Raw genomic sequence first — 19,523 nt, forward strand, 5'->3', positions numbered from 1 at the left:
GTGACGCGAATCGAGAGCGGGGCAGGATTGCCCGCTCTCTGCTCCGCCAGGAGGAAAGGCCTTGAAAGACCTACTGAATTTGCTGAAAAACCAGGGTCAAGTCGAAGAGTTCGACGCCATCCGTATTGGATTGGCATCGCCTGAGATGATCCGTTCGTGGTCGTTCGGTGAAGTTAAAAAGCCGGAAACCATCAACTACCGTACGTTCAAACCTGAGCGTGACGGCCTGTTCTGCGCCAAGATCTTTGGCCCGGTAAAGGATTACGAGTGCCTGTGCGGTAAGTACAAGCGCTTGAAGCACCGTGGTGTGATCTGCGAGAAGTGCGGCGTTGAAGTCGCGCTGGCAAAAGTTCGTCGTGAGCGCATGGCGCACATCGAACTGGCCTCGCCAGTTGCCCACATCTGGTTCCTGAAATCGCTGCCGTCGCGTATCGGCTTGCTGATGGACATGACCCTGCGTGATATCGAACGCGTTCTCTACTTCGAGAGCTATGTCGTTATCGATCCAGGCATGACCACCCTTGAAAAAGGTCAGCTGCTGAACGACGAGCAGTACTTCGAAGCGCTGGAAGAGTTTGGCGACGATTTCGATGCCCGCATGGGTGCCGAAGCTGTCCGTGAACTGCTGCACGCTATCGATCTGGAACACGAGATTGGCCGTCTGCGTGAAGAAATTCCGCAAACCAACTCCGAAACCAAAATCAAGAAGCTGTCCAAGCGTCTGAAGTTGATGGAAGCCTTCCAGGGTTCCGGCAACCTTCCAGAATGGATGGTGCTGACCGTTCTGCCGGTTCTGCCGCCAGATCTGCGTCCACTGGTCCCGCTGGATGGCGGTCGCTTCGCGACTTCCGACCTCAACGATCTGTATCGTCGAGTGATCAACCGTAACAACCGCTTGAAGCGTCTGCTCGATCTGTCCGCTCCGGACATCATCGTGCGTAACGAAAAGCGTATGTTGCAGGAAGCCGTCGATGCGCTGCTCGACAACGGTCGTCGTGGCCGCGCTATCACTGGTTCCAACAAGCGTCCTCTGAAATCCCTGGCTGACATGATCAAGGGTAAGCAAGGTCGTTTCCGTCAGAACTTGCTCGGTAAGCGTGTTGACTACTCCGGTCGTTCGGTAATTACCGTAGGTCCGACCCTGCGTCTGCACCAGTGCGGTCTGCCGAAGAAAATGGCTCTCGAGCTGTTCAAGCCGTTCATTTTCGGCAAGCTGGAAATGCGTGGTCTCGCTACCACCATCAAAGCTGCCAAGAAGATGGTTGAGCGCGAGCTGCCGGAAGTTTGGGACGTTCTCGCTGAAGTGATCCGTGAACACCCGGTTCTCCTCAACCGTGCACCGACCCTTCACCGTCTGGGTATCCAGGCGTTTGAACCAGTACTGATCGAAGGTAAAGCTATCCAGCTGCACCCGTTGGTCTGTGCTGCGTACAACGCCGACTTCGACGGCGACCAAATGGCCGTGCACGTACCGCTGACACTGGAAGCCCAGTTGGAAGCGCGTGCGTTGATGATGTCGACCAACAACATTCTGTCGCCAGCCAACGGTGAGCCAATCATCGTTCCGTCGCAGGACGTTGTATTGGGTCTGTACTACATGACTCGTGAAGCGATCAACGCCAAGGGCGAAGGTCGTGTGTTCGCGGATCTGCAAGAAGTTGACCGTGTGTTCCGTGCCGGCGAAGCCGCACTGCACGCTAAAGTCAAAGTGCGGATCAACGAAACCGTTAACGATCGTGATGGCGGCAGCGTCAAGAACACCCGTATCGTCGACACCACTGTCGGCCGTGCGTTGTTGTTCCAGGTTGTTCCACCTGGCCTGTCGTACGATGTCGTCAACCAGCCGATGAAGAAAAAGGCGATCTCCAAGCTGATCAACCAGTGCTACCGCGTGGTTGGTTTGAAAGAGACCGTGATCTTCGCTGACCAGTTGATGTACACCGGTTTTGCCTATTCGACCATTTCCGGCGTTTCCATCGGCGTTAACGACTTCGTTATCCCGGATGAAAAAGCCCGCATCATCAGTGCTGCCACTGATGAAGTGAAAGAGATCGAAAGTCAGTACGCCTCCGGCCTGGTAACCCAGGGCGAGAAGTACAACAAAGTGATCGACCTTTGGTCCAAGGCGAACGACGAAGTTTCCAAGGCGATGATGGCCAACCTCTCGAAAGAGAAAGTCATCGACCGTCATGGCGTCGAAGTCGACCAAGAATCTTTCAACTCGATGTACATGATGGCCGACTCGGGCGCACGGGGTTCTGCTGCGCAGATCCGTCAGCTCGCCGGTATGCGTGGCCTGATGGCCAAGCCGGACGGTTCCATCATCGAAACGCCGATTACTGCGAACTTCCGTGAAGGTTTGAGCGTACTTCAGTACTTCATCTCCACTCACGGTGCTCGTAAAGGTTTGGCGGATACCGCGTTGAAAACTGCGAACTCCGGTTACCTGACTCGTCGTCTGGTAGACGTGGCGCAGGATCTGGTTGTGACCGAGATCGATTGCGGCACCGAACATGGCCTGGTAATGACTCCGCACATTGAAGGCGGTGACGTTGTTGAGCCGTTGGGTGAGCGCGTATTGGGTCGTGTTATTGCCCGTGACGTGTACAAGCCAGGTACCGAAGAAATCATCGTTCCTGCTGGTACTCTGGTAGACGAGAAGTGGGTCGAGTTCATCGAGCTGAACAGCATCGATGAAGTGATCGTGCGTTCGCCGATCAGCTGTGAAACCCGCTACGGCATTTGCGCCAAGTGCTACGGCCGTGATTTGGCTCGTGGTCACCAGGTGAACATCGGTGAAGCGGTCGGCGTTATCGCTGCCCAGTCCATCGGTGAGCCGGGTACCCAGCTGACCATGCGTACGTTCCACATCGGTGGTGCGGCAAGCCGGACCTCTGCTGCTGACAGCGTTCAGGTGAAGAATGGCGGTACCGTCCGCCTGCACAACCTGAAGCACGTTGAGCGAGTGGATGGTTGCCTGGTTGCTGTGTCCCGTTCCGGTGAGCTGGCAATCGCTGATGACTTCGGTCGTGAGCGCGAGCGTTACAAGCTGCCGTACGGTGCTGTGATTTCGGTTAAAGAAGGTGACAAGGTCGACGCTGGCGCAATCGTGGCCAAGTGGGATCCGCACACTCACCCAATCGTTACCGAAATGAAAGGTACCGTGACCTACGTGGGTATGGAAGAAGGCATCACGATCAAGCGTCAGACTGACGAATTGACCGGTATGACCAACATTGAAGTACTCGACGCCAAAGACCGTCCAGCTGCCGGTAAAGACATTCGTCCAGCCGTTAAGATGGTCGGTGTCGATGGCAAGGATCTGCTGCTGCCAGGTACCGACGTACCGGCCCAGTACTTCCTGCCGGCTAACGCCCTGGTTGGTGTAGCGGATGGTGTGCAGGTTGCGATCGGTGATGTTATCGCCCGTATCCCGCAAGAAACTTCGAAAACTCGCGACATCACCGGTGGTCTGCCGCGTGTTGCCGACTTGTTCGAAGCCCGTCGTCCGAAAGAGGCCTCGATTCTGGCTGAAGTCAGCGGCACCATCGCGTTCGGTAAAGAGACCAAGGGCAAGCGCCGTCTGGTCATTACCCCGAACGACGGTAGCGATCCGTACGAAGAGCTGATTCCGAAGTGGCGTCACCTGAACGTCTTCGAAGGCGAACAGGTAAACCGCGGCGAAGTTATCTCCGACGGCCCAAGCGATCCACACGACATCCTGCGACTGCTGGGTGTGAGTGCGTTGGCCAAGTACATCGTGAACGAGATCCAGGACGTTTATCGTCTGCAAGGCGTGAAGATCAACGATAAGCACATCGAGACCATCCTGCGTCAGATGCTGCGTAAAGTTGAAATCGCTGAATCCGGCGATTCCACTTTCATCAAGGGCGACCAGATGGAATTGACTCACGTTCTGGTAGAAAACGAGCGTCTGGCGGGCGACGAGAAATTCGTTTCCAAGTTCACTCGCGTGCTGTTGGGTATCACCAAGGCGTCGTTGTCCACCGAATCGTTCATCTCGGCGGCTTCCTTCCAGGAAACCACTCGCGTACTGACCGAGGCGGCGGTAACCGGCAAGCGCGATTACCTGCGCGGCCTGAAAGAAAACGTAGTCGTGGGTCGTCTGATCCCGGCGGGTACCGGTCTGGCTTATCACAGCGAGCGCAAGCGTCGCCGTGAAGCTGACAAACCGTTGCGTGTAAGCGCCAGTGAAGTGGAAGCTGCACTGACCGAAGCATTGAACTCGAGCGGTAACTGAGTTCTGTAGTAAATAAGCGTGGGGCCCCGGCCGCTCCGTTCATCGAATCGAGACAATTTGTCGAGGTTGGATGAGCGGAGAGGTCGGGGCCTTGCCTTGACTGGGGACAAGATCCTCTTTAGACTCTTGTACCCCTAAATTTGGCGGGAATTCGTTCCTGCCATTTTGCTTTTCTTGCAAGACAATAGCGTCGCAAGACAACAGTGGAGCTAGTAGATGGCAACTATCAACCAGCTGGTACGTCAGCCGCGTAAGCGTATCGTCGAGAAATCCGACGTGCCTGCGCTGCAGAACTGCCCGCAACGTCGTGGCGTATGCACCCGTGTGTATACCACCACGCCGAAAAAACCTAACTCGGCACTGCGTAAAGTATGCCGTGTGCGTCTGACCAACGGTTTCGAGGTTTCCTCGTACATCGGCGGTGAAGGCCACAACCTGCAAGAGCACAGCGTGGTACTGATCCGCGGCGGTCGTGTAAAAGACTTGCCAGGTGTTCGTTACCACACCGTACGCGGTTCTTTGGATACTTCCGGCGTTAAAGGTCGTAACCAGGGTCGTTCGAAGTACGGTACCAAGAAGCCTAAGTAGTAGCGGCTTTTTGTAAAAACTGATTTTCTATTTTTCTGAGTCGATAAGAGTAAGGTCGGAGGCGTCCCGAAAGGGGACCGATTCCGAGCGAACCTGAAGACCGTTTGAGGGCTTATCCATGCCAAGAAGACGCGTAGCAGCCAAGCGCGAAGTGCTTGACGATCCAAAATACGGAAGCCAAATCCTGGCCAAGTTCATGAACCACGTTATGGAAAGCGGCAAGAAAGCCGTTGCCGAACGTATCGTTTATGGCGCGCTGGAAAAGGTTAAAGAACGCAAGAACAGCGATCCCCTGGAAATCTTCGAGAAAGCTCTCGACGCCATCGCTCCGCTGGTCGAAGTGAAGTCGCGCCGTGTAGGCGGTGCTACTTACCAGGTTCCGGTCGAAGTTCGCCCGTCCCGTCGTAACGCCCTGGCAATGCGCTGGTTGGTAGACTTCGCCCGCAAGCGCGGCGAGAAGTCTATGGCTCTGCGTTTGGCTGGCGAGCTGTTGGATGCTGCTGAAGGTAAAGGTGCTGCAGTTAAGAAGCGTGAAGACGTGCACCGTATGGCTGAAGCCAACAAGGCTTTCTCGCACTACCGCTTCTAATTTTAGCGTCACTAATTTTGCGAGGGCTTTATGGCTCGTACTACACCGATTAACCGCTACCGTAACATTGGTATCGTTGCTCACGTGGATGCTGGTAAAACCACCACCACCGAGCGCGTCCTTTTTTACACTGGCAAAAGCCACAAGATGGGCGAGGTGCATGACGGCGCCGCGACCACCGACTGGATGGTGCAGGAGCAGGAGCGTGGTATTACCATTACTTCTGCTGCTATTACCACCTTCTGGCAGGGTTCCGAGAAGCAGTACGCTGATAAGTACCGCTTCAACGTCATCGATACCCCGGGCCACGTTGACTTCACTATTGAAGTTGAGCGTTCCCTGCGCGTACTCGACGGCGCTGTCGTTGTGTTCTGCGGCACTTCGGGTGTTGAGCCTCAGTCGGAAACCGTATGGCGTCAAGCCAACAAGTACGGCGTTCCACGTCTTGTTTACGTTAACAAGATGGACCGTGCTGGTGCGAACTTCCTGCGCGTGATCGGTCAGATCAAGCAGCGTCTGGGTCACACCCCGGTGCCAATCCAGTTGGCAATCGGTTCCGAAGACAACTTCCAGGGTCAGATCGATCTGATCAACATGGAAGCTGTTTACTGGAACGATGCTGACAAGGGCACTGTTCCACGTCGCGAAGCTATTCCTGCAGAGCTGCTGGAATTGGCTGAAGAGTGGCGTGACAACATGGTTCAGGCTGCAGCCGAAGCCAGCGAAGAGCTGATGGACAAGTACCTGGAGGGTGAGGAAATCACCATCCCGGAAATCAAGGCCGCTCTGCGTCAGCGTACCATCGCTGGTGAGATCGTCTTGGCTGTCTGCGGTTCTTCCTTCAAGAACAAGGGTGTTCCCCTGGTTCTTGACGCTGTTATCGACTTCCTGCCGGCCCCAGTCGACATTCCTGCCATCAAGGGTACTGACCCGGATGACGAGACTATCGAATTGGAGCGTCATGCAGACGACAGCGAGCCGTTCTCGGCTCTGGCGTTCAAGATCGCTACTGACCCATTCGTGGGTACTTTGACCTTCGTTCGAGTTTACTCGGGCGTGTTGAGCTCCGGCGACGGCGTGATCAACTCGGTTAAAGGCAAGAAAGAGCGCGTGGGTCGTATGGTGCAAATGCACGCAAACGCCCGTGAAGAAATCAAGGAAGTGCGCGCTGGCGACATCGCGGCCTTGATCGGCATGAAGGACGTCACCACAGGTGAAACTTTGTGCACCGCTGACAAGCCAATCATTCTGGTTCGTATGGACTTCCCGGAGCCGGTTATCTCGGTTGCCGTTGAGCCTAAGACCAAGGATGACCAGGAAAAAATGGGTATCGCTCTGGGCAAGCTTGCTCAGGAAGATCCATCTTTCCGCGTTAAGACTGATGAAGAGACTGGTCAAACGATCATCTCCGGCATGGGCGAGCTGCACCTGGACATCCTGGTTGACCGGATGCGCCGTGAGTTCAACGTCGAAGCCAACATCGGTAAGCCTCAGGTTTCCTATCGTGAGCGCATCACGAAGAACTGCGAAATCGAAGGTAAGTTCGTTCGTCAATCCGGCGGTCGTGGCCAGTTCGGTCACTGCTGGATTCGTTTTGCTCCTGCTGACGAAGGTCAGGAAGGTCTGCAATTCGTGAACGAAGTAGTGGGTGGTGTGGTTCCTAAGGAATACATTCCGGCTATCCAGAAGGGTATCGAAGAGCAGATGAAGAACGGTGTTGTTGCCGGCTATCCGCTGATCGGCCTGAAGGCTACCGTTTTTGATGGTTCTTACCACGACGTCGACTCCAACGAGATGGCGTTCAAGGTGGCTGCTTCCATGGCGACCAAGCAACTGGCCCAGAAGGGCGGTGGTGAGTTGCTTGAGCCGATCATGGCGGTAGAGGTTGTTACGCCTGAAGACTATATGGGTGACGTGATGGGCGACCTTAACCGTCGTCGCGGCATGATCCTGGGTATGGAAGATACGGTTTCCGGCAAAGTGATTCGTGCCGAGGTTCCGTTGGGTGAGATGTTCGGTTATGCGACCGACGTCCGTTCCATGTCCCAAGGTCGCGCAAGCTACTCTATGGAATTCAAAAAATACAATACAGCTCCGTCGCATATCGTCGAAACTGTTACCAAAAAACAAGGCTGATTCAGCCCTTTAGGCAAGGAGTTAATTGTCGTGGCTAAAGAAAAATTTGTACGTGATCTCCCGCACGTTAACGTTGGCACCATCGGTCACGTTGACCACGGTAAAACCACGCTGACTGCTGCTCTGACTCGCGTCTGCTCCGAAGTTTTCGGTTCGGCCGTTGTTGCTTTCGATAAAATCGACAGCGCACCGGAAGAAAAGGCTCGTGGTATCACCATCAACACCGCACACGTTGAATACAACTCGTTGATCCGTCACTACGCTCACGTTGACTGCCCAGGTCACGCTGACTATGTGAAGAACATGATCACCGGTGCTGCTCAGATGGACGGCGCTATTCTGGTTTGCTCGGCCGCTGATGGTCCGATGCCGCAAACTCGTGAGCACATCCTGTTGTCCCGTCAGGTTGGCGTTCCGTACATCGTTGTCTTCCTGAACAAGGCTGACATGGTTGACGACGCTGAGCTGCTGGAACTGGTTGAGATGGAAGTGCGCGATCTGCTGAGCACTTACGACTTCCCGGGCGACGACACTCCGATCATCATCGGTTCGGCTCTGATGGCTCTGAACGGCCAAGACGACAACGAAATGGGCACCACTGCCGTTCGTAAACTGGTTGAGACTCTGGACAGCTACATCCCAGATCCAGTTCGTGTTATCGACAAGCCGTTCCTGATGCCAATCGAAGACGTATTCTCGATCTCCGGTCGCGGTACTGTTGTAACTGGCCGTATCGAGCGCGGTATCGTCAAGGTTCAGGATTCGCTGGAAATCGTTGGCCTGCGTGACACTGTTGTCACCACCTGCACCGGCGTTGAAATGTTCCGTAAGCTGCTCGACGAAGGTCGTGCTGGCGAGAACTGCGGCGTGCTGCTGCGCGGCACCAAGCGTGACGACGTTGAGCGTGGCCAGGTTCTGGTCAAGCCAGGTTCGGTTAAGCCGCACACTACCTTCGAAGCTGAAGTGTACGTGTTGAGCAAAGAAGAAGGCGGTCGCCACACTCCGTTCTTCAAAGGCTACCGTCCACAGTTCTACTTCCGGACCACTGACGTGACCGGTAACTGCGAACTGCCGGAAGGCGTTGAAATGGTAATGCCAGGCGACAACATCAAAATGGTTGTCACCCTGATCAAAACCATCGCAATGGAAGATGGTCTGCGTTTCGCTATTCGTGAAGGCGGTCGTACCGTCGGCGCTGGCGTCGTAGCCAAAATCATCGCTTAATAAGTGATGACTTGAAAAAGCCCCCGCCTAGCGGGGGCTTTTTTATTGGGTTGACACTGTAGAAACCCGTCTATAGAATTGCGCCTCCTTTTAACGGGCGTATTGCGCTCGCTGGGAATAGCAGCCGGAGTCTGAAATCCAATGCAAAATCAGCAAATCCGTATCAGGTTGAAGGCTTTTGACCATCGCCTGATCGACCAATCCACCCAGGAAATCGTGGAAACCGCGAAACGTACTGGTGCTCAAGTGCGTGGTCCAATTCCACTGCCTACCCGTAAAGAGCGGTTCACCGTTCTGGTCTCCCCGCACGTCAACAAAGACGCGCGCGACCAGTACGAGATCCGTACTCATAAGCGCGTTCTGGACATCGTCCAGCCAACGGATAAAACCGTTGATGCTCTTATGAAGCTTGATCTTGCGGCCGGTGTGGAAGTGCAGATCAGCCTCGGCTAAGACTCGGTCTTAGTCGTGTAACGCTCTGAAATGGGCGGCCATAGCGGGTGAAAGCCCCGTACACTCATGAGGTTTACAACATGACTATTGGTGTAGTCGGTCGTAAATGCGGTATGACCCGTATTTTCACCGAAGAAGGTGTCTCCATTCCGGTCACGGTCATTGAGATCGAACCGAATCGCGTCACCCAGTTCAAAACTGAAGAGACCGATGGCTATCGTGCAGTGCAAGTCACTGTAGGCGAGCGTCGTGCTTCGCGTGTTACAGCTGCTCAAGCTGGCCACTTCGCTAAAGCGAACGTTGCCGCTGGTCGTACCGTAATGGAATTCCGTCTTGAAGAAGGCGAGTACCAGGCCGGCGATCTGATCAACGCTGAAATCTTCGCCGCTGGTCAACTGGTTGATGTAACCGGTCAGTCCAAGGGTAAAGGCTTCCAGGGTACGATCAAGCGTTGGAACTTCCGCGGGCAAGATAATACCCACGGTAACTCCGTGTCCCACCGCGTTCCAGGCTCTATCGGCCAGTGCCAGACTCCTGGTCGTGTATTCAAGGGCAAAAAAATGTCCGGTCATATGGGCGCTGAGCGCGTGACCGTGCAGTCCCTGGAAGTAGTGCGCGTGGACGCTGAACGCAATCTGTTGTTGGTCAAGGGTGCTGTTCCTGGCGCTACTGGCGGCAACTTGGTTGTACGTCCAGCAGCCAAGGCTCGCGGTTAAGGGGAAGCTGACATGCAATTAAATGTAAATGACGCTCAAGCGATCGAAGTTTCCGAACTGACATTTGGCGGCGAATTCAACGAGACGCTGGTTCACCAAGCAGTCGTGGCCTACATGGCCGGCGGCCGTCAAGGTAGCAAGCAGCAAAAGACCCGTTCCGACGTTCGTGGTGGCGGTAAGCGCCCTTGGCGTCAGAAAGGTACTGGCCGTGCTCGTGCCGGTACTATCCGTAGCCCAATCTGGCGTGGCGGCGGTACCACTTTCGCAGCTCGTCCTCAGGATCACACCCAGAAGCTGAACAAGAAGATGTATCGCGCAGCAATGCGTTCCATCCTTGCTGAGCTGGTGCGTACTGATCGTCTGGTTGTGGTTCAGGACTTCGCTGTTGATGCACCGAAGACCAAAGATCTGCTGAACAAACTGACTGGCATGGGCCTGACTGACGTCTTGATCGTGTCTGAAGTGGTTGATCAGAACCTGTACCTGGCTGCTCGTAACCTGCCACACGTTGATGTACGTGACGTTCAAGGTTCCGATCCAGTTAGTCTGATCGCATACGACAAGGTGTTGATCACCGTGTCGGCCGTGAAGAAATTCGAGGAGCTGCTGGGATGAACCAGGAACGCGTATTTAAAGTTCTGCTTGGCCCGCACGTTTCCGAAAAGGCTACGGTTCTGGCTGACAAGAAAGGCCAGTTCGTTTTCAAGGTTGCAACTGACGCAACCAAGCTGGAAATCAAGAAGGCCGTCGAAAGCCTGTTCAGCGTGAAAGTAGAGCGTGTTACTACCCTGAATGTTCTGGGTAAGAGCAAGCGCACTGCTCGCGGTCTGGGCAAGCGTAATGACTGGAAGAAGGCAGTTATCTCCCTTCAGCCAGGCCAAGATCTCGATTTCAGCAGCAGTGCTGAGTAAGGAAGGGGTGCATCATGGCAATCGTTAAATGCAAACCGACTTCCCCTGGCCGCCGTTTTGTGGTCAAGGTGGTCAACCAGGAGCTGCATAAAGGCGCTCCTCACGCACCGCTGCTCGAGAAAAAATCGAAGACTGGTGGTCGTAACAACAATGGTCGTATTACCACTCGTCACATCGGTGGTGGCCATAAGCAGCATTATCGTCTGGTCGATTTCCGTCGCAACGACAAAGATGGCATCGTTGCCACTGTCGAGCGTATTGAATACGATCCAAACCGTACTGCTCACATCGCTCTGCTGCTGTACGCAGATGGCGAGCGTCGCTACATCATCGCCCCTAAAGGCGTGAGTGCTGGTGACCAGCTGATCGCAGGTGCTTTGGCACCGATCAAGCCGGGCAACGCTCTGCAACTGCGTAACATTCCAGTTGGTAGCACCGTACACGGCATCGAATTGAAGCCAGGTAAAGGCGCGCAAATCGCTCGTTCCGCTGGTGCTTCGGCTCAGCTGATCGCTCGTGAAGGTGTCTACGTGACCCTGCGTCTGCGTTCTGGTGAGATGCGTAAAGTGCTGGCTGAATGCCGCGCGACCCTGGGTGAAGTCTCGAACTCCGAGCACAGCCTGCGTTCGCTGGGTAAAGCTGGTGCCAAACGCTGGCGTGGCGTTCGCCCAACCGTTCGTGGTGTTGCCATGAACCCGGTTGACCACCCACATGGTGGTGGTGAAGGTCGTACCTCTGGTGGTCGTCATCCGGTATCGCCATGGGGCTTCCCGACTAAGGGCGCGAAGACTCGTGGTAATAAGCGTACCGACAAAATGATCGTCCGTCGTCGCAAGTAAATAGAGGGATACGACAGTGCCACGTTCTCTGAAAAAAGGTCCTTTTATTGATCTTCACCTACTGAAGAAGATCGAAGTGGCGGCGGAAAAGAACGATCGCAAACCAGTGAAAACCTGGTCGCGCCGTTCCATGATCCTGCCACAAATGGTCGGTTTGACCATTGCTGTGCATAACGGTCGTCAACATGTTCCAGTTCTCGTGAACGAAGACATGGTCGGCCACAAACTAGGCGAGTTTGCCGGTACCCGCACATATCGTGGGCACGTGGCAGACAAGAAAGCCAAGCGTTAAGGGGTAAGGAACGATGGAAGTAGCCGCTAAGTTGTCGGGCGCTCGAATCTCCGCCCAGAAAGCCCGCTTGGTCGCCGACCAGATCCGCGGGAAGAAGGTGGGCGAAGCGCTCAACCTGTTGGCTTTCAGCAGTAAGAAAGCCGCCGAGATCATCAAGAAAGTGCTGGAGTCGGCCGTAGCCAACGCCGAGCACAACGAAGGCGCAGACGTTGATGACCTTAAAGTCAGCACCGTTTTCGTCAACGAAGGGCGTTCGCTGAAGCGAATCATGCCACGTGCCAAAGGCCGTGCTGATCGCATCGTCAAGCGGTCTTGCCATATCACTGTCAAGGTTGCTGACAAGTAACGGAGTCGAAGAGATGGGTCAGAAAGTACATCCCATTGGCATTCGCCTGGGAATCGTCAAGGAGCACACCTCCGTCTGGTACGCAGACGGTCGGACTTATGCGGACTATTTGTTCGCTGATCTGAAGGTGCGCGAGTATCTCCAAGACAAACTAAAAAGCGCGTCCGTAAGCCGTATCGATATCCATCGTCCGGCCCAAACTGCACGTATCACCATCCACACCGCTCGTCCAGGTATCGTTATCGGGAAGAAAGGTGAAGATGTTGAGAAACTGCGTCAGGACCTGACCAAGCAAATGGGTGTGCCTGTGCACATCAATATCGAAGAAATCCGCAAGCCGGAACTCGACGGTATGTTGGTTGCGCAGAGCGTAGCTCAGCAGCTGGAGCGTCGCGTAATGTTCCGCCGCGCTATGAAGCGCGCTGTACAGAACGCCATGCGCATTGGTGCCAAAGGCATCAAAATCCAAGTGAGCGGTCGTCTCGGCGGTGCTGAAATCGCACGTACTGAATGGTATCGCGAAGGTCGTGTGCCACTGCACACCCTGCGTGCCGACATCGACTATGCCAACTACGAAGCTCACACCACTTATGGTGTGATCGGTGTAAAGGTTTGGATCTTCAAAGGCGAAGTAATTGGTGGTCGCCAAGAAGAACTGAAACCACAAGCACCAGCGCCTCGTAAAAAAGCTGCTAAGTAAGGGGTACGCCAAATGTTGCAACCAAAGCGTACGAAGTTCCGCAAGCAGATGACTGGCCACAACCGTGGCTTGGCTCAGCGCGGTAGCAAAGTCAGCTTCGGCGAATATGCGCTGAAGTCTGTAGCTCGTGGTCGTCTCACCGCTCGTCAGATCGAGTCAGCGCGTCGTGCACTGACCCGTCACGTTAAACGTGGCGGCAAGATCTGGATCCGTGTATTCCCGGACAAGCCTATCTCCAAAAAGCCCCTCGAAGTTCGGATGGGTAAAGGTAAGGGTAGTGTGGAGTACTGGGTTGCCCAGATTCAGCCAGGCAAAGTCCTGTATGAAATCGAGGGTGTTACTGAAGAGCTGGCGCGTGAGGCTTTTGCCCTGGCTGCTGCAAAGCTGCCGCTCGCCACCGCCTTTGTTAAACGGACGGTGATGTGATGAAAGCGAATGAACTTCGTGAAAAAGACGCGCCGCAGCTTAACGAGCAACTGCTCGGCCTGCTGCGCGACCAGTTCAATCTGCGCATGCAGAAAGCAACTGGCCAGTTGGGGCAGTCTCACCTGCTCCGGCAAGTTAAGCGTGACATCGCTCGCGTGAAGACTGTGCTCAAACAGCAGGCAGGTAAGTAATCATGGCTGAAGCCGAAAAAACCGTCCGTACGCTGACTGGCCGTGTTGTCAGCGACAAAATGGACAAGACCATCACCGTTCTGATCGAGCGTCGCGTAAAGCACCCGATCTACGGTAAATACGTTAAGCGTTCGACTAAGCTGCACGCGCACGACGAAACCAATCAGTGCCACATCGGCGACAAAGTCACTATTCGTGAAACTCGTCCGCTGGCCAAGACCAAGTCTTGGGCGCTGGTTGATGTTCTCGAACGCGCTGTGGAAGTCTAAGGACTAGGGGTCGGAGAAATTATATGATTCAGACTCAATCCATGCTCGATGTGGCCGATAACAGCGGCGCTCGCCGCGTTATGTGCATCAAGGTGCTGGGTGGCTCCCATCGTCGTTACGCTGGTATCGGTGACATCATCAAAGTTACCGTGAAGGAAGCAATTCCTCGCGGTAAAGTGAAAAAAGGCCAAGTGATGACTGCTGTTGTAGTCCGCACTCGTCACGGCGTACGCCGTGCTGATGGCTCCATTATCCGCTTTGATGGCAACGCTGCTGTTCTTCTGAACAACAAGCAAGAGCCGATCGGCACCCGTATCTTTGGGCCAGTGACCCGTGAACTTCGTACTGAGAAGTTCATGAAGATCGTCTCGCTCGCCCCAGAAGTGCTGTAAGGAGATCCGACATGCAAAAGATTCGTCGTGACGACGAGATCATCGTGATCGCCGGCAAAGACAAAGGTAAGCGCGGTAAGGTGCTTAAGGTTCTCGCTAATAACCGTCTGGTTATTGGTGGTCTGAACCTGGTTAAGCGTCATACCAAGCCTAACCCGATGTCGGGCGTACAAGGCGGTATCGTCGAAAAAGAAGCTCCACTGGACGCTTCTAACGTCGCCATTTTCAACGGCGAAACCAACAAGGCTGATCGCGTTGGTTTCAAAGTAGAAGACGGCAAGAAAATTCGTGTCTTCAAGTCGACCCAAAAAGCGGTTGATGCTTGAACACTGCTAGGTAGAAGACCATGGCACGACTAAAAGAGATTTACTGGAAGGAAATCGCACCGAAGCTTAAGGAAGAACTTAAGCTTTCGAACGTGATGGAAGTTCCACGCGTTACAAAGATCACCCTGAACATGGGTCTGGGCGAAGCGGTCGGTGACAAAAAAGTCATCGAGCACGCTGTTGCCGACCTGGAAAAGATCACCGGTCAGAAAGTTGTTGTGACTTACGCTCGGAAATCCATCGCTGGCTTTAAAGTCCGTGAAGGTTGGCCGATCGGCGTCAAAGTGACCCTGCGCCGTGAGCGTATGTACGAGTTCCTGGATCGTCTGCTGTCGATCTCCCTGCCTCGGGTCCGCGACTTCCGCGGCCTGAATGCCAAGTCCTTTGATGGTCGTGGTAACTACAGCATGGGCGTTAAAGAGCAGATCATCTTCCCGGAAATCGACTACGACAAGATCGATGCTCTCCGCGGTCTGGACATTACCCTGACCACCACTGCCAAGAACGATGATGAAGGTCGCGCGCTGCTGCGTGCTTTCAAATTCCCGTTCCGCAACTGATTGGAGTAGGAAAATGGCCAAGATGAGCATGAAAAACCGCGAGCTGAAGCGTCAGCTCACGGTTGCCAAGTACGCCAAGAAGCGTGCAGCACTGAAAGCTATCATCGTTGATCTGAACGCAAGTCCAGAAGCGCGTTGGGAAGCTACAGTAGCTCTGCAGAAGCAGCCACGTGACGCAAGCGCTTCGCGCATGCGTAACCGCTGCCGCCTGACCGGTCGTCCACACGGCGTTTACCGCAAGTTCGGCCTCGGCCGTAACAAACTGCGTGAAGCTGCAATGCGTGGTGACGTACCTGGTCTGGTTAAAGCCAGCTGGTAAGCACTGTCAAAGTCTCGGTGTTCAGGATTGCAAGATCCTGACCATCGGTGACCTTGAACTTGAATCAAGCCCCTTTTGGGGCTTGATTCATTTGTGGGGTGTGTCTAGAATACCCGGCTCGCCTGAGCCCGTGCTTTTTACGTGCGGAGTTTCTCGGCGAAGGTAGTAGCCGCAAGGCTTATTTTTTTGTATTAGGAGCGTCTAGCCCATGAGTATGCAGGACCCGTTAGCGGACATGCTAACTCGAATCCGTAATGCCCAGATGGCTGAAAAGTCCGTCGTAAGCATGCCATCTTCTACTTTGAAGGTAGCTGTTGCCAAAGTCCTGAAGGACGAAGGTTACATTGCGGGTTATCAGATCAGCAGCGAAATCAAACCACTGCTGTCCATCGAGCTGAAGTACTTCGAAGGCCGTCCGGTCATCGAGGAAGTGAAGCGCGTTAGCCGTCCAGGCCTGCGTCAGTACAAGTCCGTCGATGATCTGCCAAAAGTTCGTGGCGGTCTCGGTGTGTCTATCGTCTCCACCAACAAAGGTGTGATGACGGATCGTGCTGCGCGCGCTGCCGGTGTCGGCGGCGAAGTTCTTTGCACTGTGTTCTAAGGGGGGATAAGCATGTCACGCGTCGCTAAGAACCCCGTTAAGCTGCCAGCCGGTGTCGAAGTCAAATTCGCAGGCCAACAGCTTTCGGTGAAGGGTGCCAAGGGCACTCTCGAACTGAACATCCATTCGTCCGTTGAGATCGTTGAAGAAGCTGGTGAGCTGCGTTTCGCTGCTCGCAATGGCGATCAACAAACTCGCGCAATGGCCGGTACCACTCGTGCGTTGGTAAACAACATGGTCCAAGGCGTAAGCCAAGGCTTCGAGCGCAAGCTCCAGCTGGTCGGTGTTGGTTACAAAGCGCAAGCAAAAGGCACAGTGCTGAACCTGGCTCTTGGCTTCTCGCACCCAGTGGATTACGAACTGCCGGAAGGCATCACCGCTGAGACTCCTAGCCAGACCGATATCCTGATTAAGGGCATCGATAAGCAGCTGGTAGGTCAAGTGGCCGCCGAGATCCGCGACTTCCGTCCACCAGAACCTTACAAAGGTAAAGGTGTGCGCTACGCGGACGAAGTCGTCCGTCGTAAAGAAGCCAAGAAGAAGTAGGGCATAGCAAATGACCGACAAAAAAGTTACTCGACTGCGTCGCGCTCGCAAAGCACGCCTGAAAATGCACGAACTCGAAGTCGTGCGTCTCTGCGTGTTCCGCTCGTCGCAGCACATCTACGCCCAGGTCATTTCGGCCGACGGCAACAAAGTCCTGGCATCTGCCTCGACTTTGGATAAAGAACTGCGTGATGGCGCCACTGGCAACATCGACGCGGCCACTAAGGTTGGCCAGCTGGTCGCTACGCGTGCTAAAGCCGCTGGCGTCTCGCAGGTGGCTTTCGACCGCTCTGGCTTCAAGTACCACGGTCGCGTCAAGGCGCTGGCTGATGCTGCTCGTGAAGCTGGGCTGGAGTTCTAAGTTATGTCAAATAACGACCAAAAGCGCGACGAAGGCTACATTGAGAAGCTGGTTCAAGTTAACCGCGTAGCCAAAACCGTTAAAGGCGGCCGTATCTTCACTTTCACCGCGTTGACCGTGGTTGGTGATGGTAAAGGGCGTGTTGGCTTCGGCCGTGGCAAGTCACGTGAAGTGCCTGCCGCGATCCAGAAGGCAATGGAAGCTGCTCGTCGCAACATGATCCAAGTTGATCTGAACGGCACCACTCTGCAGTACGCAATGAAGTCCGCTCATGGTGCTTCGAAGGTGTACATGCAGCCTGCTTCTGAAGGTACCGGTATCATCGCTGGCGGCGCTATGCGTGCTGTCCTCGAAGTTGCTGGCGTTCAGAACGTTCTGGCCAAGTGCTACGGCTCGACTAACCCGGTAAACGTGGTTCACGCCACTTTCAAAGGTTTGAAAGCTATGCAATCTCCTGAATCCATTGCCGCCAAGCGTGGCAAAAGCGTCAAGGAGATCTTCTGATCATGGCTACCGTTAAAGTTACGCTGATCAAAAGCATGACCGGCCGCATCCCTAACCACAAACTGTGCGTTAAGGGTCTGGGTCTGCGTCGCATCGGTCACACTGTAGAAGTACTTGATACTCCCGAGAATCGCGGGATGATCAACAAGGCTTACTACATGCTGCGTGTCGAGGGTTAATCGATGAAACTCAATGATCTGAGTCCAGCGCCGGGTTCCCGTCGCGAAAAGCATCGTCCGGGCCGTGGTATCGGTAGTGGTTTGGGCAAGACCGGTGGCCGTGGCCACAAAGGTCAGTCCTCCCGCTCCGGTGGCACCATTGCTCCAGGCTTTGAAGGCGGTCAACAGCCGCTGCATCGTCGCCTGCCGAAATTCGGTTTCGTTTCCTTGAAAGCCATGGACCGCGCAGAAGTGCGTCTGTCCGAGCTGGCCAAAGTGGAAGGCGACATCGTCACCGTGCAGTCCCTGAAAGATGCCAACGTTATTAACGTCAACGTACAGCGTGTGAAAATCATGCTGTCCGGCGAAGTTACTCGCGCTGTCACCATCGGAAAGGGAATCGGCGCCACCAAAGGTGCGCGTGCGGCTATCGAAGCAGCTGGCGGCAAGTTCGAGGAATAAATGGCTAAGCAAGGTGCTCTCTCTGCGCTCGGCAAAGGCGGTATGTCTGAACTCTGGGCTCGTCTGCGTTTTCTGTTCCTGGCGATTATCGTCTACCGAATAGGCGCACACATCCCGGTTCCAGGTATTAACCCGGACCGACTCGCGGACCTGTTTCGACAGAATGAGGGGACCATTCTTAGCTTGTTCAACATGTTTTCCGGCGGCGCGCTGGAACGGATGAGCATCTTTGCACTGGGGATCATGCCGTACATTTCGGCATCGATCATCATGCAACTGATGACCGCCGTCAGCCCGCAGCTGGAGCAGTTGAAGAAGGAAGGTGAAGCTGGCCGTCGCAAGATCAGCCAGTACACCCGCTACGGCACTGTCGTCCTCGCTCTGGTTCAGGCTATTGGCATGTCCATTGGTCTGGCGGGGCAGGGCGTTGCGTTCACTGGTGACTTTGGCTTCCATTTCGTCGCGGTATCCACTTTTGTGGCTGGTGCGATGTTCATGATGTGGCTGGGTGAGCAGATTACTGAGCGTGGTGTTGGCAACGGTATCTCGATGTTGATTTTTTCGGGTATCGTCGCCGGTCTTCCGAGAGCGATCGGGCAGTCTTTCGAGTCTGCACGTCAGGGTGATATCAACATCTTCGCCCTGGTTGCCATCGGTTTGCTGGCAGTAGCGATTATCGGTTTCGTGGTGTTCATTGAGCGTGGTCAGCGTCGTATTGCTGTTCACTACGCCAAGCGTCAGCAGGGCCGCAAGGTCTTCGCTGCGCAGACTAGCCACTTGCCGCTGAAGGTGAACATGGCCGGTGTTATTCCGGCTATTTTCGCGAGCAGCATTTTGCTGTTCCCGGCTTCGTTGGGTGCCTGGTTCGGTCAGTCTGAAGGTATGGGCTGGTTGCAGGACATCTCGCAGTCGATCGCTCCTGGTCAGCCGTTGAATATTCTGCTGTTTAGTGCAGGGATTATTTTCTTCTGCTTCTTCTATACGGCGTTGATGTTCAATCCGAAAGACGTAGCGGAAAACCTGAAGAAGTCCGGTGCCTTTATTCCGGGTATCCGTCCAGGCGAGCAGTCTGCGCGCTATATTGATGGCGTTCTGACTCGTTTGACCATGTTCGGTGCTCTTTACATGACGGCCGTGTGCTTGCTGCCCCAGTTCCTGGTGGTTGCAGCAAACGTACCGTTCTACCTTGGCGGGACCTCGTTGCTGATCGTCGTCGTGGTTGTGATGGACTTCATGTCCCAAGTACAATCGCACCTCGTTTCGCACCAGTACGAATCCCTGATGAAGAAAGCCAACCTGAAGGGTTACGGCAGCGGCATGTTGCGCTGAGTACCCATAAGGTTCGAGGAGTTG

Annotated in this window: 27 protein-coding genes; all 27 read left to right on the forward strand. The window is 54.6% G+C overall.

Annotated features, from left to right (window positions below):
- Nucleotides 1–61: 61 nt before the first annotated feature.
- The 27 genes from rpoC (at nt 62) to secY (ending at nt 19,499) form a co-directional block, all read left to right on the forward strand.
- Complete coding sequence (gene rpoC, locus AC1MEW_RS06440; RefSeq protein WP_201190742.1) at nt 62–4,261, forward strand: DNA-directed RNA polymerase subunit beta'; 4,200 nt, start codon at nt 62–64, stop codon at nt 4,259–4,261.
- A 216-nt stretch (nt 4,262–4,477) separates the two neighbouring features.
- The gene (rpsL, locus tag AC1MEW_RS06445; RefSeq protein ID WP_002555494.1) at nt 4,478–4,849 is read left to right on the forward strand and encodes a 30S ribosomal protein S12; all 372 of its coding nucleotides are present in this window, start codon (nt 4,478–4,480) and stop codon (nt 4,847–4,849) included.
- A 118-nt stretch (nt 4,850–4,967) separates the two neighbouring features.
- Complete coding sequence (gene rpsG, locus AC1MEW_RS06450) at nt 4,968–5,438, forward strand: 30S ribosomal protein S7 (protein ID WP_002555493.1); 471 nt, start codon at nt 4,968–4,970, stop codon at nt 5,436–5,438.
- Nucleotides 5,439–5,468: 30 nt separating this feature from the next.
- Nucleotides 5,469–7,574 (forward strand): elongation factor G, encoded by a 2,106-nt coding sequence (gene fusA, locus AC1MEW_RS06455; protein WP_201190744.1) that lies wholly within the window; start codon nt 5,469–5,471, stop codon nt 7,572–7,574.
- Between the two features lie 30 nt (nt 7,575–7,604).
- On the forward strand, nt 7,605–8,798 hold the full coding sequence (tuf, locus tag AC1MEW_RS06460) for an elongation factor Tu (RefSeq protein ID WP_201190746.1): 1,194 nt from the start codon (nt 7,605–7,607) through the stop codon (nt 8,796–8,798).
- Nucleotides 8,799–8,939: 141 nt separating this feature from the next.
- Entirely contained in the window at nt 8,940–9,251 is a 312-nt protein-coding gene (rpsJ, locus tag AC1MEW_RS06465; protein WP_003186070.1) for a 30S ribosomal protein S10, read from the forward strand.
- An 80-nt stretch (nt 9,252–9,331) separates the two neighbouring features.
- The gene (gene rplC, locus AC1MEW_RS06470) at nt 9,332–9,967 is read left to right on the forward strand and encodes a 50S ribosomal protein L3 (RefSeq protein WP_003186059.1); all 636 of its coding nucleotides are present in this window, start codon (nt 9,332–9,334) and stop codon (nt 9,965–9,967) included.
- A gap of 12 nt (nt 9,968–9,979) precedes the next feature.
- Entirely contained in the window at nt 9,980–10,582 is a 603-nt protein-coding gene (gene rplD, locus AC1MEW_RS06475) for a 50S ribosomal protein L4 (RefSeq protein WP_007896707.1), read from the forward strand.
- Complete coding sequence (rplW, locus tag AC1MEW_RS06480) at nt 10,579–10,878, forward strand: 50S ribosomal protein L23 (protein WP_002555488.1); 300 nt, start codon at nt 10,579–10,581, stop codon at nt 10,876–10,878. Before rplD ends, rplW begins: the two co-directional genes overlap by 4 nt.
- A gap of 14 nt (nt 10,879–10,892) precedes the next feature.
- Entirely contained in the window at nt 10,893–11,717 is an 825-nt protein-coding gene (gene rplB / locus AC1MEW_RS06485; RefSeq protein WP_201190748.1) for a 50S ribosomal protein L2, read from the forward strand.
- Between the two features lie 16 nt (nt 11,718–11,733).
- A complete protein-coding gene (gene rpsS / locus AC1MEW_RS06490) occupies nt 11,734–12,009 on the forward strand; it encodes a 30S ribosomal protein S19 (RefSeq protein WP_002555486.1) in 276 nt (91 codons plus the stop codon).
- Nucleotides 12,010–12,022: 13 nt separating this feature from the next.
- On the forward strand, nt 12,023–12,355 hold the full coding sequence (rplV, locus tag AC1MEW_RS06495; RefSeq protein ID WP_003210077.1) for a 50S ribosomal protein L22: 333 nt from the start codon (nt 12,023–12,025) through the stop codon (nt 12,353–12,355).
- 13 nt (nt 12,356–12,368) lie between these two features.
- Nucleotides 12,369–13,055 carry a 30S ribosomal protein S3 gene (gene rpsC, locus AC1MEW_RS06500; RefSeq protein WP_003176422.1) on the forward strand — a complete coding sequence of 229 codons (687 nt, stop codon included), beginning with the start codon at nt 12,369–12,371 and terminating at the stop codon, nt 13,053–13,055.
- Between the two features lie 12 nt (nt 13,056–13,067).
- Nucleotides 13,068–13,481, forward strand: coding sequence for a 50S ribosomal protein L16 (gene rplP, locus AC1MEW_RS06505; protein WP_045057467.1), 414 nt, complete (start codon nt 13,068–13,070; stop codon nt 13,479–13,481).
- On the forward strand, nt 13,481–13,672 hold the full coding sequence (rpmC, locus tag AC1MEW_RS06510) for a 50S ribosomal protein L29 (RefSeq protein WP_008030901.1): 192 nt from the start codon (nt 13,481–13,483) through the stop codon (nt 13,670–13,672). The genes rplP and rpmC overlap by 1 nt, the downstream gene beginning before the upstream one ends.
- 2 nt (nt 13,673–13,674) lie before the next feature.
- Nucleotides 13,675–13,941, forward strand: a complete 267-nt coding sequence (rpsQ, locus tag AC1MEW_RS06515) for a 30S ribosomal protein S17 (protein ID WP_003176419.1) — start codon at nt 13,675–13,677, stop codon at nt 13,939–13,941.
- A 23-nt stretch (nt 13,942–13,964) separates the two neighbouring features.
- On the forward strand, nt 13,965–14,333 hold the full coding sequence (gene rplN, locus AC1MEW_RS06520; RefSeq protein ID WP_002555479.1) for a 50S ribosomal protein L14: 369 nt from the start codon (nt 13,965–13,967) through the stop codon (nt 14,331–14,333).
- An 11-nt stretch (nt 14,334–14,344) separates the two neighbouring features.
- A complete protein-coding gene (rplX, locus tag AC1MEW_RS06525; protein WP_003176416.1) occupies nt 14,345–14,659 on the forward strand; it encodes a 50S ribosomal protein L24 in 315 nt (104 codons plus the stop codon).
- A gap of 20 nt (nt 14,660–14,679) precedes the next feature.
- Nucleotides 14,680–15,219, forward strand: a complete 540-nt coding sequence (rplE, locus tag AC1MEW_RS06530) for a 50S ribosomal protein L5 (RefSeq protein WP_003176415.1) — start codon at nt 14,680–14,682, stop codon at nt 15,217–15,219.
- 13 nt (nt 15,220–15,232) lie between these two features.
- The gene (gene rpsN / locus AC1MEW_RS06535; RefSeq protein ID WP_003176414.1) at nt 15,233–15,538 is read left to right on the forward strand and encodes a 30S ribosomal protein S14; all 306 of its coding nucleotides are present in this window, start codon (nt 15,233–15,235) and stop codon (nt 15,536–15,538) included.
- 208 nt (nt 15,539–15,746) lie between these two features.
- Complete coding sequence (gene rpsH / locus AC1MEW_RS06540) at nt 15,747–16,139, forward strand: 30S ribosomal protein S8 (protein WP_003186040.1); 393 nt, start codon at nt 15,747–15,749, stop codon at nt 16,137–16,139.
- A 12-nt stretch (nt 16,140–16,151) separates the two neighbouring features.
- Nucleotides 16,152–16,685 (forward strand): 50S ribosomal protein L6, encoded by a 534-nt coding sequence (gene rplF / locus AC1MEW_RS06545; protein ID WP_003176412.1) that lies wholly within the window; start codon nt 16,152–16,154, stop codon nt 16,683–16,685.
- A gap of 10 nt (nt 16,686–16,695) precedes the next feature.
- Complete coding sequence (gene rplR / locus AC1MEW_RS06550) at nt 16,696–17,046, forward strand: 50S ribosomal protein L18 (RefSeq protein WP_003186037.1); 351 nt, start codon at nt 16,696–16,698, stop codon at nt 17,044–17,046.
- 3 nt (nt 17,047–17,049) lie between these two features.
- On the forward strand, nt 17,050–17,550 hold the full coding sequence (rpsE, locus tag AC1MEW_RS06555; RefSeq protein ID WP_003186035.1) for a 30S ribosomal protein S5: 501 nt from the start codon (nt 17,050–17,052) through the stop codon (nt 17,548–17,550).
- Nucleotides 17,551–17,552: 2 nt separating this feature from the next.
- Entirely contained in the window at nt 17,553–17,729 is a 177-nt protein-coding gene (gene rpmD / locus AC1MEW_RS06560) for a 50S ribosomal protein L30 (RefSeq protein ID WP_003186033.1), read from the forward strand.
- 3 nt (nt 17,730–17,732) lie between these two features.
- Entirely contained in the window at nt 17,733–18,170 is a 438-nt protein-coding gene (gene rplO, locus AC1MEW_RS06565; RefSeq protein WP_007896782.1) for a 50S ribosomal protein L15, read from the forward strand.
- The gene (gene secY, locus AC1MEW_RS06570) at nt 18,171–19,499 is read left to right on the forward strand and encodes a preprotein translocase subunit SecY (protein ID WP_003228718.1); all 1,329 of its coding nucleotides are present in this window, start codon (nt 18,171–18,173) and stop codon (nt 19,497–19,499) included.
- The last annotated feature ends 24 nt before the right edge of the window (nt 19,500–19,523 follow it).

It is taken from the genome of Pseudomonas sp. ASL4, from assembly GCF_056680395.1.